The sequence below is a fragment of the Micromonospora sp. MH33 genome, from assembly GCF_003013775.1.
Classification (GTDB): Bacteria; Actinomycetota; Actinomycetes; order Mycobacteriales; family Micromonosporaceae; genus Micromonospora; species Micromonospora fulviviridis.
Window position 1 is genome coordinate 1 of record NZ_MUYZ01000176.1, and the last position, 14,106, is coordinate 14,106.

At 74.1% G+C, this 14,106-nt stretch carries 11 protein-coding genes and 2 pseudogenes; 8 read left to right on the forward strand and 5 right to left on the reverse strand.

Annotation, left to right across the window (positions count from 1 at the left end):
* On the reverse strand, positions 1-1,108 hold a 1,108-nt coding region (locus B0E53_RS23390), incomplete at its 3' end, for a serine/threonine-protein kinase (RefSeq protein ID WP_146167741.1).
* Between the two features lie 202 nt (positions 1,109-1,310).
* On the opposite strand from B0E53_RS23390, the gene B0E53_RS23395 reads away from it, so the two are divergent.
* Positions 1,311-2,894 (forward strand): methylmalonyl-CoA mutase family protein, encoded by a 1,584-nt coding sequence (locus B0E53_RS23395; protein ID WP_107078025.1) that lies wholly within the window; start codon positions 1,311-1,313, stop codon positions 2,892-2,894.
* 640 nt (positions 2,895-3,534) lie between these two features.
* Positions 3,535-4,794 (forward strand): amidohydrolase, encoded by a 1,260-nt coding sequence (locus B0E53_RS23400; protein WP_107078026.1) that lies wholly within the window; start codon positions 3,535-3,537, stop codon positions 4,792-4,794.
* Here the strand turns inward: B0E53_RS23400 and B0E53_RS23405 are convergent.
* Complete coding sequence (locus tag B0E53_RS23405) at positions 4,751-5,716, reverse strand: DUF4349 domain-containing protein (RefSeq protein WP_210406184.1); 966 nt, start codon at positions 5,714-5,716, stop codon at positions 4,751-4,753. The two genes, B0E53_RS23400 and B0E53_RS23405, sit on opposite strands and share 44 nt — an antisense overlap.
* A gap of 122 nt (positions 5,717-5,838) precedes the next feature.
* Here B0E53_RS23405 and B0E53_RS23410 point away from each other — a divergent pair, with 122 nt between their 5' ends.
* The 4 genes and pseudogenes from B0E53_RS23410 to B0E53_RS23425 all read left to right on the forward strand — a co-directional run bounded on the left by B0E53_RS23410 (position 5,839) and on the right by B0E53_RS23425 (position 9,024).
* The gene (locus tag B0E53_RS23410; protein WP_107078027.1) at positions 5,839-6,468 is read left to right on the forward strand and encodes an MBL fold metallo-hydrolase; all 630 of its coding nucleotides are present in this window, start codon (positions 5,839-5,841) and stop codon (positions 6,466-6,468) included.
* A gap of 6 nt (positions 6,469-6,474) precedes the next feature.
* Positions 6,475-7,235, forward strand: a pseudogene (locus tag B0E53_RS23415) (hypothetical protein).
* A gap of 43 nt (positions 7,236-7,278) precedes the next feature.
* A complete protein-coding gene (locus tag B0E53_RS23420; protein WP_107078033.1) occupies positions 7,279-8,019 on the forward strand; it encodes a hypothetical protein in 741 nt (246 codons plus the stop codon).
* Between the two features lie 42 nt (positions 8,020-8,061).
* Positions 8,062-9,024 carry a GNAT family N-acetyltransferase gene (locus B0E53_RS23425; RefSeq protein ID WP_107078028.1) on the forward strand — a complete coding sequence of 321 codons (963 nt, stop codon included), beginning with the start codon at positions 8,062-8,064 and terminating at the stop codon, positions 9,022-9,024.
* A 72-nt stretch (positions 9,025-9,096) separates the two neighbouring features.
* Here the strand turns inward: B0E53_RS23425 and B0E53_RS23430 are convergent, their stop codons facing one another.
* Positions 9,097-9,552 (reverse strand): gamma-glutamylcyclotransferase, encoded by a 456-nt coding sequence (locus B0E53_RS23430; RefSeq protein ID WP_107078029.1) that lies wholly within the window; start codon positions 9,550-9,552, stop codon positions 9,097-9,099.
* A 165-nt stretch (positions 9,553-9,717) separates the two neighbouring features.
* On the opposite strand from B0E53_RS23430, the gene B0E53_RS23435 reads away from it, so the two are divergent.
* Complete coding sequence (locus B0E53_RS23435) at positions 9,718-11,121, forward strand: NAD(P)H-quinone dehydrogenase (RefSeq protein ID WP_107078030.1); 1,404 nt, start codon at positions 9,718-9,720, stop codon at positions 11,119-11,121.
* Here the strand turns inward: B0E53_RS23435 and B0E53_RS23440 are convergent.
* Together B0E53_RS23440 and B0E53_RS23445 are read right to left on the reverse strand one after the other, a co-directional pair.
* Positions 11,099-11,767: a DUF998 domain-containing protein gene (locus tag B0E53_RS23440; RefSeq protein WP_107078031.1), complete on the reverse strand. Its 669-nt coding sequence runs from the start codon at positions 11,765-11,767 to the stop codon at positions 11,099-11,101. The two genes, B0E53_RS23435 and B0E53_RS23440, sit on opposite strands and share 23 nt — an antisense overlap.
* Before the next feature lie 94 nt (positions 11,768-11,861).
* Complete coding sequence (locus tag B0E53_RS23445; protein ID WP_107078034.1) at positions 11,862-12,494, reverse strand: VTT domain-containing protein; 633 nt, start codon at positions 12,492-12,494, stop codon at positions 11,862-11,864.
* A 520-nt stretch (positions 12,495-13,014) separates the two neighbouring features.
* Between B0E53_RS23445 and thrS the strand changes: the two are divergent.
* A pseudogene (thrS, locus tag B0E53_RS23450) lies at positions 13,015-14,106 on the forward strand (threonine--tRNA ligase); the annotation flags it as partial.

Below are 14,106 nucleotides of genomic sequence, written 5' to 3' on the forward strand. Positions count from 1 at the left end.
CGGCGCTGGTCTCGTCGAGCGCGGCGCCACCCGCCGCCGCCGTGGAGCCGGGCCGCTCGCCGCGGCGCAGGGCGGCGAGCCGGTCGGTCAGCGACTCGCCGGGGGCGATCATCGCCGGGCCGCCGATCTGCCCGGTCGGCTTCGGCTCGATGGCGGGCGGCGGCGTCGACGGCCGCTGCACGGGCACCACGGCGTACGGGTCGGTCACCGAGTTGACCGCGGTGGCGGTGCTGGTCAGCGGGCCGGCGAGTAGCTCGCGGAGCATGCCCCGGGCGGTGTGCACGTCCAGCCGGCGGGCCGGGTCCTTCTCCAGCAGGCCCATCAGCACCCGGGTCAGCGGGCCGCTGCGCTGCGGGGTGGCCGGCGGGTCCTCGACCACCGCGTGCATGGTCTCGATGGGGTCGCCCTTGTCGAACGGGGGACGCCCCTCCACCGCGGTGTAGAGCGTCACGCCGAGCGAGAAGAGGTCGCTGGGCGGGCCGAACTCCTGGCCCATGGCCCGCTCGGGGGAGATGAAGTGCGGCGAGCCGAGGACCATGCCGGGCGTGGTGAGCTGCACGTCGGTGGGCATCCGGGCCACGCCGAAGTCGGTCAGCACGCACCGGCCGTCGGAGCAGATGAGCACGTTGGCCGGCTTCACGTCGCGGTGCAGCACGCCGATCGCGTGCGCCACCTCCAGCGCGCCGAGCAGGGCGATGCCGATCTTGGCGACGGCGCGGGGCGCGACCGGCCCGTCCTCGATCACCATGTCGGCCAGGCTGCGCGCGTCCAGCAGCTCCATCACGATCCACGGGCGGCCACCCTCGGTGACCACGTCGTACACCTGGACCACGGCGGGGTGCTGGATCGCCGCGGCCGCGCGGGCCTCGCGGAGGGTCCGCTCGTACATCGCGTCGCGGTCGCTCGGGGCGAGCCCCGGCGGGAGGACGACCTCCTTCACCGCCACGTCGCGGCGCAGCAGGGTGTCTGTCGCACGCCAGACCGTGCCCATGCCGCCGTTGCCCACCGGCGAGCGCAGCGAGTAGCGGTCACCGATGGTGGTGCCGGGTGCTGCACGTCCAGTGGGGGGACTGGCCGGTCCGCCGCTCCACGTCGGGATCTGAGTCACAGAAAAGCCACCGGGGGATATCGAGGGGGCTGGGACACAACCCCCCTATCTTGCTGGTTCCGACGCCCGATGCGAAACCCGACGCGGCGGACGTTTACCTACTCGACGGTATGTGGCCAGGTACTCACCTCCGGTCGATGCGCCGCCGCGGTGTGCGGTATCCCTCACCCAACGAACGGCGACCGCGTCCTACCATCCGGTAATGAGCGAAGCGCGGTCAAGCGAGTCGGGTTTCCCGATCAAGGGCGTCTACACGGCGGCCGACCTTCCGGAGGACCTGGACTCCCGGCTGGGCGGCCCGGGCGAGTACCCGTACACCCGCGGGGTCTACCCGACGATGTACACCTCCCGCCCGTGGACCATGCGGCAGTACGCCGGCTTCGGCACCGCCACGGAGAGCAACGCGCGCTACCACCAGCTGCTGCGCGCCGGCACCATGGGCCTCTCCGTCGCCTTCGACCTGCCCACCCAGATGGGGTACGACTCCGACGACCCGATCGCGCACGGCGAGGTGGGCAAGGTCGGGGTCGCCATCGACTCCATCGAGGACATGCGGACGCTCTTCGACGGCATCCCGCTGGACAAGGTGTCCACCTCGATGACCATCAACGCACCCGGTTCGGTGCTGCTCCTGCTCTACCAGCTCGTGGCGGAGGAGTCCGGGGTCCCGGGTTCGGCGCTCAACGGCACCATCCAGAACGACATCCTCAAGGAGTACATCGCCCGGGGGACGTACATCTTCCCGCCGAAGCCCTCGCTGCGGCTGGTCGCCGACACCTTCGCGTACTGCCGTGCCGAGGTGCCGAAGTGGAACACCATCTCCATTTCCGGCTACCACATGGCCGAGGCCGGGGCGTCCCCTGCGCAGGAGATCGCCTTCACCCTGGCCAACGGCGTGGAGTACGTCCGGGCGGCGCTCGCCGCCGGCCTGGCCGTGGACGACTTCGCGCCCCGGCTGTCGTTCTTCTTCGTGGCCCGCACCACGCTGCTGGAGGAGGTCGCCAAGTTCCGGGCGGCCCGGCGCATCTGGGCCCGGCTGATGCGCGACGAGTTCGGGGCGAAGGACCCGAAGTCGATGATGCTGCGGTTCCACACCCAGACGGCGGGCGTGCAGCTCACCGCCCAGCAGCCGGAGGTGAACCTGGTCCGGGTGGCGGTGCAGGGCCTCGGCGCGGTGCTCGGCGGCACCCAGTCGCTGCACACCAACAGCTTCGACGAGGCGATCGCGCTGCCCACCGAGAAGGCGGCCCGGCTGGCCCTGCGCACCCAGCAGGTGCTGGCGTACGAGACGGACCTGACCGCCACCGTCGACCCGTTCGCCGGGTCGTACGTCGTGGAGGCGATGACCGCCGAGCTGGAGACGGCGGCCGACGAGCTGATGCACCGGGTCTTCGACCACGGTTCGGCGGTGGACGCCATCGAGGCCGGTTTCCAGAAGCGGGAGATCGAGCAGTCCGCGTACCGGATCGCCCAGGAGATCGACTCGGGCGAGCGGGTGGTGGTGGGGCTCAACCGGTTCCGGATCGACGAGGAGGAGCCGTACGAGCCGCTGCGGGTGGACCCGACGATCGAGGTCGGCCAGGCGGAGCGGCTGGCCAAGCTGCGCGCGCAGCGGGACTCCGGTGCGGTCGAGCGCGCCCTGGCCGAGCTGCGGGCCGCGGCCGAGGGCAACGCCAACGTGCTCTACCCGATGAAGGACGCGCTGCGTGCCCGGGCCACCGTCGGCGAGGTGTGCGGGACGCTGCGCGACGTGTGGGGGATCTACCGGCCGAGCGATCGGTTCTGAGTCGACCCGACGGCGGCCCCGCCGGCACGCGTGTGGTGTCGGCGCGGGCCGCCGTCGCGCTCCCGACCCCGCGCTGACCTGGGCGTTTGCCGCCCGGCGGCGTACAGTCGATGGTCTCCCTGCATGCGGCGGGGGCGGTGACGGCTCGGCGCGGATCCTCCCCGGGCGATGCCGCCCGGGACGCCGCTCCCGGGTTGTCGGGCAGCGTGGCCGGAGCCGGTACGCGTGTGCGGATCGGGAATGCGGGTAACCGGGTCGGGTGAACCGGACGGACAGCCTGTGCGGTCGCACTCCGGACCGACGTGTCACCGTCAGGAATCGTTCGACAGCCGACCGTTGTCACGCAATTGTCCGAGCGGCAGTTAATTGCCGCGACTAATGCGACAATTCGGAACGACGACCGGGGATTTGATGACCGTTGAATCGGTTACGCGTTGTAGGAGGTGTGGGGCAGATGACGGCGTTCGACCGCGATCTACCTGCTGTCCCGCAGATATTCGGGCCCTCCCACCAGGGCATTCGTGACGCTGCGCGGTCCGACCGCTACGCGAAAGACGTTGCGCAGCGTCACCGCCGGAGGTCTAGGCTGTCTGCTGTTCTCCCCGATGATCCATCCATCTCTAGTGATCGAGAATTCGACGTGACGAGTGCGTTGACGCTGCCGTCGGGCAGCCCGCTGGCGTCGTCCTGGCCGGAGGCGCCGACCGGGTCCCAGCCCCTGCCATTCGAGCTCGACCATCTGCTCGCGCTGCGGGTACCCGGCCTTATCGCCACCCGCCGTCACATCCACTCCCACCCTGAGCTGTCGGGCGAGGAGTTCGAGACGGCCGCCCTGGTCCACCGCGAACTCTCCCTCGCCGGGCTGAACCCGCGCCTGCTGCCGAAGGGCAACGGGGTCATCTGCGACATCGACGGGCGCCCGGACGGACCGGTGATCGCGCTCCGCGCCGACATCGACGCGCTGCCGCTGAGTGACCCGAAGGACGTGCCGTACCGGTCCACCGTGGACGGCGTCTGCCACGCCTGCGGGCACGACGTGCACACCAGCGTGATGCTCGGCGTGGGCATGCTGCTCGCCCAGCTCGCCGACCTCGGCCAGCTCGACGGCCGGGTGCGGCTCATCTTCCAGCCCGCCGAGGAGATCCTGCCCTGTGGCTCGCTGGAGGTCATCGAGGCCGGCGGCCTGGACGACGTGGTGCAGATCTTCGCGCTGCACTGCGACCCGAACCTGCCGGTCGGCAAGGTCGGGCTGCGGGTCGGCCCGATCACCGCCGCGGCCGACAACGTCACCGTGCGGCTCACCGGCCCCGGCGGGCACACCGCCCGCCCGCACCTGACCGTCGACCTGGTCGACGCGCTCGGCCGGCTGGTCACCGAGGTGCCGACCCTGGTCAGTCGCCGGGTGCCGGCCAACAGCGGGCTGCTGCTGGTGTTCGGCCACGCCTCGGCCGGCACCCGCTACAACGTCATCCCCTCCGAGGCCTGCGCCGCCGGCACCCTGCGGGTGATGGACCGGGACACCTGGGACCAGGCCCCGAAGATCGTGGCTCAGGTCGTGCGGGACGTCCTCGCCCCCACCGGCGCCACCGTCGACCTGGAATACCTGCGCGGCCGGCCGCCCGTCACCAACGACGCCCGGGCCATCGGCGTGCTCACCGCCGCCACCGCGGCCGCGCTCGGGCCGGAGGGCATCGCCGAGACCCCGCAGAGCATGGGCGGCGAGGACTTCTCCTGGTACCTGGAGCACGTGCCCGGCGCGCTCGCCCGCCTCGGCGTCGGCCGGAACGGGCCCAACGTGGACCTGCACCGGGCCTCGTTCGACGTGGACGAGCGCGCCATCCCGGTCGGCGTACGCCTCATGGTCCAGACCGCGCTGCGGGCACTGGCGGCGGCCCGCTAGGCACCGGACCCGCCGGCTCCGGCAGCGCCGGACCGGCCGGCGGCGTACGGCGCCCGCGGCGACGCGCCAGGGCCACCACCACCGCCACCGGCACGCCGATCGCCAGCGCGAACGGCAGCACCGCGCCGAGCACGGTGAGCGCCACCCGCAGCGAGCCCAGGAACGCCGACCAGCCGCCCCGCAGCCCGGCCAGGAAGCCGAGGTCCTCCTCGTCCTCGGTGGCCGTGGCCTCCGGGCCGACGAAGGTCACCGTGACGGTGGAGAGCGCGGTCAGGTCGGCGAGCCGGCGCTTCTTCGCCTCCAGCGAGGCCAGGTCGGCCTCCCGGCGGCCCACCTCGTTCTCCAGCGTGACCAGGTCGTTGATCGAGGTGGCCCGGGCCAGCAGCCGGCGGGCGCTGTCCACCCGGGCGCGCTGGGTGGCGATCCGGGCGTCCAGGTCGACGGTCTCCTCGGTGACGTCCTCGGTCCGCACCTCGCGCCGCTCCTGCTTGCCGAGCTTGGCCAGCGCCTCCAGCACGTTCGTGAACCGATCCGCCGGCACCCGCAGGACGAGCTCGGCCCGGGCGTCCGCGGAGTCGCTGTTGCGCTGGTCGCCGCCGACGAAGCCGCCGGCCGCCGTCACCGCCGTGCTGGCCTCGCGGGCCGCCCGCTCCACGTCGTCCACCCGCACCCGGAGCGTTCCGGTGTAGATGATCGCCCGCTGGTCGACCCGCAGGTCCGCGCCGCCCCCACCGGGCTGCGCCTTCTCCGGCGCGGCCTGGCCCCGGTCCGCCGCCCCACCCGCCACCGCCTGCGGCTGCGCGGCCGAACCCGCGCTGTCACCCGCATCGCCGCCCGCGCTGCAGGCCCCGACGCCCAGCACCACCAGCAGCCCGGCCGCCGCGAGCGCTCGGCCCCGGCGGCGGCTGTCCCGTATCCTCATGTCCCCGCTCCGATCCTCCGACGGCCCCGCTGCGGGACCGATACGTCGGACGCGGCGCGACACCGCGCCGGTTCCGGCAGACTGCGCTGAGGACGTCACGATTCGATAATCGAGGAGTCACGATGCAGGTCACCAAGTACGCCCACTCCTGCGTCCGGCTGGAGCACGACGGGGGAGTGCTGGTCGTGGATCCGGGTGTCTTTAGTGAACCCGAGGCGCTGGACGGGGTGGACGGGGTGCTGATCACCCACGAGCATCCGGACCACGTGAACGTCGAGGCGCTGACCCGGGCGCTGGACCGGCGGCCGGTCCCGGTCCACGGCCCCGCCTCGCTCGCCGGCGCCCTCGGCGACGCGGCCGAGGCGCTGACCGTGGTCGTGCCGGGCGAGTCGTTCACCGCGGCCGGCGTGGCGGTCCGCGCGTACGGCGGCCAGCACGCGGTCATCCATCCGGACATCCCGGTCGTCCAGAACCTGGGCTACGTCTTCAACGACGTCGTCTACCACCCGGGCGACTCGCTGGTCGTCCCCGACGACATCCAGGTGGACACGCTCTTCGCCCCGATCCACGCCCCCTGGTCGAAGTTCTCCGAGGTGGTCGACTTCATCCGGGCGGTCGCCCCGCGGCGGGCCTTCGCGCTGCACGACGCGCTGCTCAACGCCAACGGCTTCGGCGTGCTCGACCGCCAGTACACCGCGCTGTCGAAGACCGAGTACCGGCGGCTGGAACCGGGCACCCGGATCGACGCCTGACCCCGCATGGCCGGTCCACCCCCCGACCTGGTCCAGCGGCTCTACGCGACGCCGCCGGACCGGTTCGTCGCGGCCCGGGACGCCGCCGTCGCCGAGGCGCGCCGGGCCGGCGACCCCAAGGGCGCCCGGGAGATCGGCCGGCTGCGCCGGCCCACCGTCGCCGCCTGGCTGGTCAACCTGCTCGCCATCCGCCGCCCGGAGCTGGTCGCCGACCTGGCGCAGCTCGCCGAGTCGCTCCGCTCCGCCCAGCGCGAACTGCGCGGCGGCCGGCTCCGCGAGCTGTCCGCGCAGCGCCGGGCCGTCGTGGGCGCCCTGGTCGCCGAGGTACGCAAGCTGGCCGCCGCCGAGCCGGGCGCCCCGCCGTACCGGACCGGGCGGCCGAGCGCGCCGGTGCCCGGCGGACGCGCGACGAGCGGGCCGCCGAGCGGGCGGCCCGGGCCGAGCGGGCGAAGCGCCGCCGGGCCGTGGAACGCGAGCTGGCGAAGGCCCGCGACGAGCAGGAGCGGGCCGAGGCGGAGCTGGCCGAGGCCACCGGCGCGGAACGGGACGGCGGGGCGACGCTGGACCGGATCGAGACCGAGCTGGCCGAACTCGAACGCCGCCGGGCCGTCGCCGAGCAGGAGCTGAGCCGGGCCAAGCTGGCCCGCCGGGGCGCGGAGCGGTCGCTCACCGCCGCCCGCCGGCGCACCGGTGAGGTGGAGGCCGCGTTGGAGGCGCTCGACGCCGAAGAGGGGGATGCCGCGGAGGGTGGTCACGGGGCAGACTGACCGTGATGGATGACCACGGTGGACGGACGGTGGGGTGCCGCCGATGACCCCGGAGCAGGTCGCCGCCGCCAGCAAGCCGCTGGTGCTGGAGCTCGGGGAGGCGTTCGCCCGCTGCCCGTCGACGCTGCGCCGGGCCCGGCTGCTCGGCATCTCCGGCTGGGCCTTCTACATCACCGGCCGGGCCGGGGCGCTCGGTGACGTTCGCGCCGAGACGGTCGCCGCCGCGCTCGGGTTCATCGCACCGGAGGCGGTCGCCGACGGCTGGGACGCCGCCGTGCGGACCGTCCCGCCGTTGGAGGTGGCGGGCGCGAACCTGGCCGAGTGCTGCCGGTGGGGCGCGGCCAACCTGGGTGACGTCCCGGAGACGTCCCGGCTCGCCGGGCTGCTGCGCCGGGCGGTCGACGCGGCGGACGGTAGCGGGATGCCGCTCTTCGCCGCCTGGCGGGCCATGCCGGTCGACGACCCCGCGCCGGGCGCCCGGGCGGCCGTCGCGCTGCTGCTGCTCCGCGAGCACTTCGCCGGGGCGTACCTGCTGGCGGTGCGGGCCGCCGGGATGACCCCGCTAGAGGCGGTGCTGGCCGGGCCGGAGGGGGACGCCGGGGCCGCCGCGTGCGGCTGGCCGCCGCCGTACCCGCCGGTGGGGCCGCTGGTGCGGCGGCGGCTCTGGGCCGAGGCGGTGACCGACCGGCTGGTCTCCCCGGCGTTCCGGGCGCTCGGCCCCGGTGAGGGCGCGGAACTGCTCAACCTGCTGACCGCCGTGCGGCTTGGCCTCCGCGGCCGATAAATGGGGAGCGCGGTCGCCGGGGCGGCTGCCAGGATCTGCCGCGTGACGCTTCCCGCCGGCTGGACCGCCCGCCGCCCCACCCTCGACGACGTGCCCGCGATCCTGGCGGTGGTGCACGCCGCCGACACCTTCGCGGTCGGCTACCCCGACTTCGACGCGGAGGACGTCCGGGACGCCCTGACCGCGCCCTTCGTCGACCCGGCCCGGGACTCCTGGCTGGTCACCGACCCGGACGGCGCCCCGGCGGCCTGGGCGATCCTGAATAACCCGACCGGGGTGGGCCGGGAGTGGGTGGACGTCCTGGTCGACCCCGACCGCGGCGCCGACCTGCGCGCCCCGCTGCTGGCCCGGCTGCTCGACCGGGTCGCCGAGCGGGCCGCCGAGCGCGGCCTGCCCGCCCTCACCGTCCGTACCGGCGTCTGCGCCCCGGAGACCCGCTGGGCGGAGGAGCTGGTCGCGGCCGGGTTCACGCGGCTCAAGCGGTACATCCGGATGACCCGCTCGCTGGCCGACCTGCCCGCCGAGCCGGCGCCCCCGGCCGGGGTGACCGTCCGGCCGCTGCGCGCCGGCGACGAGTCCGACCTGCGGCTGTTCCACCGGATCTTTGACACTGCCTTCCGGGACACCCCGGACTACGAGCCGGTCGGTTTCGACCAGTGGCGCGAGCAGCTCCCGTCGTACGGCAAGGTGTGGGACGAGTGGTTCGTGGCCGAGGTCGACGGTGCGCCGGCCGGCGCTCTCCAGTCCTCCGACCAGGCCCTCGACCAGGACATGGGCTGGGTGCGGACGCTGTCGGTGCTGCCCGCGTACCGGCGGCGCGGGGTGGGGGCGGCGCTGCTGCGCCGGGCCTTCGCCGTCTACGCCGCCAAGGGCCGGGCCGGGGCCGGTCTCGGTGTCGACCTGGCCAACCCGACCACCCCGGTCACCCTCTACCGCTCGGTCGGGCTGGCCGACGCGCGTTGGACCGACATGTACCAGCGGAGCGTCCCCGCCGCCGGTGTGTGATACGCGACCCGCCGCGGGGTCGCCGCCCGGCCGGGGAACCGGCCGGAGCAGACTGGAGACGTGGGAGACGCGCTACGCGGACGCGGTGCCGGTGGGGCGGGACCGCAGCTCGGTGACGTAGTCGTCCGGCGCGCCCGCCTTCTCCGCCGCGTTCGCGATCTCCGACAGGTACCACGACGTCGGCAGGCCGCCCTCGTACCCGTCGAAGACGTAGACCCAGGCGGTCACGTCCCGGTCCAGCGTCGAGACGCGGACGGTCAGCTTCCGGTACGTCCCCGAGGTCACGCCCTCGATCTCGTCGAGCTGGGCCGCGTCGTACGGGTGGATGTCGTAGAGCGCCACGAAGACCCGGTCGCCCGGCGACTCGACAACCGTGCTGACCGAGCCCTCCCAGCCGATGACGTCCTCGCCCGCGAAGGTGAGCCGCCACCCCTCCAGCCAGCCGGTACCCACCATCGGCGAATGCGGGCAGTAGGCGCGCATGCGAGCGGGGTCCAGGTTCGAGCCGTAAGCGGCGTAAAGACGCACGGCGATGACGATAGCCCGGCCGACGGGTGGGGGAGAATACGACGGTGCGTGTCGAACGCGACGGGGAGAAGAAAGTCACTGTGAACATTGATCGGGGGCGAGCGCGGTGAGCGCGAGGAGTGCAGCGGAGCGGAGCCCCGCAGTCGCGAACGAAAGGATGGCTCCGTGAGCCAGATCGTGATCATCGGCGGGGGGCCGGCCGGGTACGAGGCGGCGCTGGTCGCCGCCCAGCTGGACGCTGAGGTCACCGTGGTCGAGGCCGAGGGAGCCGGCGGCGCCTGCGTGCTCTCCGACTGCGTGCCGTCCAAGACCTTCATCGCCAGCTCGGAGGTCGTCACCGGCTACCGGGACACCGAGGAGTTCGGCGTGCACTCCGACGGGCTGGAGGCGGTCACGGTCGACGCCACGGCCGTGCACGAGCGGGTCAAGCGGCTCGCCCTGGCCCAGTCCGCGGACATCCACGCCAAGCTGATCAAGGCCGGGGTCGAGTTCGTCGCCGGCACCGCCCGGCTCGGCGAGGACACCCTCGGTCACACCCACCGGGTGATCGTCGCGCCGGCCGACGGTGGCGAGGAGTACTCGATCGCCGCCACCACCGTGCTGGTCGCCACCGGCGCCACCCCGCGCCAGCTCCCCACGGCCCTGCCCGACGGCGAGCGCATCCTCACCTGGCGCCAGGTGTACGACCTGCCGGAGCTGCCCGAGCACCTGATCGTGGTCGGCTCCGGCGTGACCGGCGCCGAGTTCGCCAGCGCGTACCTGGCCATGGGGGTCGCGGTCACCCTGGTCTCCAGCCGGGACCGGGTCATGCCGCACGAGGACGCCGACGCCGCCTCGGCGATCGAACGGGTGTTCCGCAACCGGGGCATGACCATCCTCAACAACTCCCGCGCCGAGGCGGTCCGCCGGATCGGCGACGGCGTCGAGGTGGTGCTCTCCGACGGCCGGGTGGTGGCCGGCTCGCACGCGCTGATCGCGGTCGGCTCGATCCCCAACACCGCCGACCTGGGTCTCGCCGAGTACGGCGTCGAGCTGGCCCGGGGCGGCTACGTCACGGTCGACCGGGTCTCCCGGACCAACGTCCCCGGCATCTACGCGGCCGGCGACTGCACCGGGGTGCTGCCGCTGGCCAGCGTCGCCGCCATGCAGGGCCGGATCGCCATGTGGCACGCGCTCGGCGAGGCGGTCCGGCCGCTGCGGCTGCGTACCGTCGCGGCGAACGTCTTCACCGACCCGGAGCTGGCCACCGTCGGCGTCTCGCAGGACGAGGTGGACGCCGGCAAGGTGCCGGGCCGCCAGGTGATGCTGCCGCTCTCCGGCAACGCCCGGGCGAAGATGGACGACCTGGCCGACGGCTTCGTCAAGCTCTTCTGCCGGCCCGCCAGCGGGCAGGTGATCGGCGGCGTGGTGGTGGCGCCGAAGGCCAGCGAGCTGATCCTGCCGATCACCATGGCGGTGGAGAACAACCTCACCGTCAACGAGCTGGCCCAGACCATCACGATCTACCCGAGCCTGTCCGGCTCGATCACCGAGGCGGCCCGTCAGCTCATGCTCCACGAGCTGGAGTGACCTCGCGTGCCACCTCGGCGAGCTGGCGGTGTTCCCACCCCCGGGACACCGCCACGCCGCCGATGCGACGCCCGGCCAGCGTGGCCGCGACCACCGCGAGCAGGGCGACCTCAGCGAGGATGAGCAGGCGTTCGGCGAGGCCGATCAGCAGCCGGTCGCCGGGGTAGGCGGACCAGACCATCGCCGCGGCCAGCAGCAGGCTGGTCAGGGCGAGCCCCCGCAGCCAGCCGGCGGCCCGCCCGCCGAGCCGCCGGGCGAGCAGCCAGCCGGCGACCGGCAGGGCCAGGAAGGCCACCACCGAGGCGTACCGGTGCAGGTAGGCGGCGGTGTCCATGGGGAGCCCCGGCTCGTTGGTGGGCACCACCGCGGCGGCCAGCAGTCCGGCGGACCAGGCCACCAGCAGCGCCCCCGCGAGCCGACCCGCGCCGGCCCGGCGCAGCGCCGGCAGGAGTACGACGGTGGCTGCCGCCAGCACCGCCATGGCCGTGTCGATGACGCCGCCCCGGTCCGAGACGGCGAAGTCGCTGACGGTCAGCGACCAGGGATTCAGGTCGTCGCTCACCTCGAGGTGACCGAGGACGGCGAGCACCGCCGCCAGGGCGATCCCGCCGAGGGCCAGCAGGCCGCTGTTCCGGGTTCCAGGCATGCCTCAGCCTGTCGCCGGAACCGCCCGAAACGGATCGGGGACCACCACCCACTTCGATCCCGGGGTCGTCCCCTACAGGCTGCGGGTCCGGTGGTCAGGAAGCGATCGTCGGTTCCTCGACCGTCACCTCGGCTTCGGAGCGGGTGTGGCGGGCGCTGATCACCGTCATGGCCCAGCCCGCCGCCGCGAACCCGGCCGCCGCCGTTCCGCCGATCAGCAGCAGCCGCCATGCCGACTCGGTCAGCGCGGCGCCGCCGAGGTGGCCGACGAGCGTGCCGTACGCGGCCCAGCAGATGGCCGCGGCAGCCTCGTACAGGACGAAGAGGCGGTACGGGTAGCGGCGGCGCCCGGCCGAGAAGCAGGCCGCCATCCGGCCCCCGGGCACGAACCGGCAGAGCAGGATCACCAGTGGACCGGGTTCGCGCAGGCCACGGGTGACCCGGGCGGCGGCCCGGCGGGCCCGTCCCGGCGTCCCGTGTCGCGGCTCGCGGCGGGCGGGCGCGGTGCGGCCCAGCACGTAGCAGGCGAGATCGCCGGCGAAGACGCCGAGCGCGCCGACCGCGATGGTCAGCGGCAGGTTGAGCCCGCCGTAGACGGTCAGTGCCCCGCTGGTGATCATGACGACCTGGGTCGGCACCACCGGCACGAAGGCGTCGGCGACCAGCAGGGTGAGCAGCACCGCGTACGCCCAGGTGGGCGACGCGACGTCAGAGATGAGTTCGGCCACGACCGCCACCTCGCCGGAGTTCCCCGTTCGACCGCACCGAGCCTGACGGCATGTCCCGCGTCACCGTGCGCGGCCCTGCCCGGCGGTGACCGCCGACACCGGCAGGCCACCGGTGTTCAACGACGCAGCGCCGCCGAATGTGACGAGCTGCGTCGGCGTCGCCGGCCGCGGGGGCGGGCGGCGGATCGACGATCCGCGGCGTACCGTTGTCGGCGCGCGGCTCCGGAGACGTCGGGTCCCCCGTTCCCGACGGACGGGCCGCCGCGGGTCGCCGGCAGGTCCCGTGCCGGCGACCCGCTCCCACCGCACCACCGGGTGCGTCGCGAAATCCAGGTGCACCCGCCGCGCCGCCGCGCGTACCGTCGCCGCATGCGCAGCGCGGTGGTGACCACGACGCCGGGTATCCCCGGCGCGCCGCACTGACGTTTCCGTCGACGAGGCCCCGGGGCGATCCGCTCCGGGGCCTCGCGGCGTTCCGGGTCAGCTCGCCTCCGGGTCGTACCCGATCAAGGAGAGCGACATGATCGACCACCGCAGGCTCGGCCGGGACCTGGAGCTGTTCGTCTCGGACCCGCTGGCCGGCGCCGGGCTGCCGATCTGGCTGCCGGCCGGCGCGGCCGCCCGGCACGCCGTCGAGGAGTACGTGCGGGAGTTGGAGCGCCGCGCCGGCTACCGGCACGTCTACTCGCCGCCGCTGGGCAACGGGAGCTGTTCGAGCTTTCCGGTCACCTCGGCTACTTCGCCGACGACATGTTCCCGCCGATGCGGCTGAGCGCCGACGACGAGTTCGTGCTGCGCCCCGCGCTCTGCCCGCACCACGCGCTGGTCTTCCGCGCCCGGGGCCGCTCCTACCGGGAGCTGCCGCTGCGGGTCGCCGAGATCGGCGGGATGTACCGGGCGGAGCGCTCCGGGGTGCTCGGCGGCCTGTCCCGGGTCCGCGCCATCTCGCTGAACGACGCGCACAACTTCTGCGCGCTGGAGCAGGTCGGCGACGAGGTGCGCGAGATCCTCCGGCTGATCCGCGAGGCGCACGCCGCGCTCGGCGTCCGGCCGGCCGGGTTCCGGCTGTCGCTGCGCGGGCCGGGGGAGAAGTACGTCGGCGACGACGCCGACTGGGCGCGGGCCGAGGAGCTGCTCCGCGCCGCGCTCGACGGGGTGGACTACCACGAGGGGCCCGGCGAGGCGGCCTTCTACGGCCCGAAGATCGACATCCAGATCGTGGACGCGGCCGGCCGGGAGTCGACCATCTCCACCATCCAGCTCGACTTCGACAAGCCGGAGCGGTTCGACCTGTCGTACACCGACGCGGACGGGCGCCGGAAGCGGCCGGTCATGGTGCACCGGAGCCTGGTGGGCAGCATGGAGCGGCTCTTCGCGTACCTCATCGAGGTGCACGCCGGCGCCTTCCCGGCCTGGTACGCCCCGGTGCAGCTGGTGCTGCTCCCGGTCGACGACGGCCAGGCCGACGCGGCCGTGGCGCTGGCCCGCCGGGCCGAGGCGGCCGGGCTGCGGGCCGAGGTCGACCTGGCCGGCTCGCTGGGCGCCCGGATCCGCGATGCGGCCCGCCGGAAGGCGCCGTACGTCGGGGTGATCGGCCGCCGGGAGGCAGCCG

What these genes read in the sequence shown, in the direction of transcription:
- B0E53_RS23395 (WP_107078025.1), top strand. Translation starts at nt 1,311, where the DNA reads ATGAGCGAAGCGCGGTCAAGCGAGTCGGGTTTCCCGATCAAGGGCGTC.
- B0E53_RS23405 (WP_210406184.1), bottom strand. Translation starts at nt 5,716, where the DNA reads ATGAGGATACGGGACAGCCGCCGCCGGGGCCGAGCGCTCGCGGCGGCC.
- B0E53_RS23410 (WP_107078027.1), top strand. Translation starts at nt 5,839, where the DNA reads ATGCAGGTCACCAAGTACGCCCACTCCTGCGTCCGGCTGGAGCACGAC.
- B0E53_RS23420 (WP_107078033.1), top strand. Translation starts at nt 7,279, where the DNA reads ATGACCCCGGAGCAGGTCGCCGCCGCCAGCAAGCCGCTGGTGCTGGAG.
- B0E53_RS23440 (WP_107078031.1), bottom strand. Translation starts at nt 11,767, where the DNA reads ATGCCTGGAACCCGGAACAGCGGCCTGCTGGCCCTCGGCGGGATCGCC.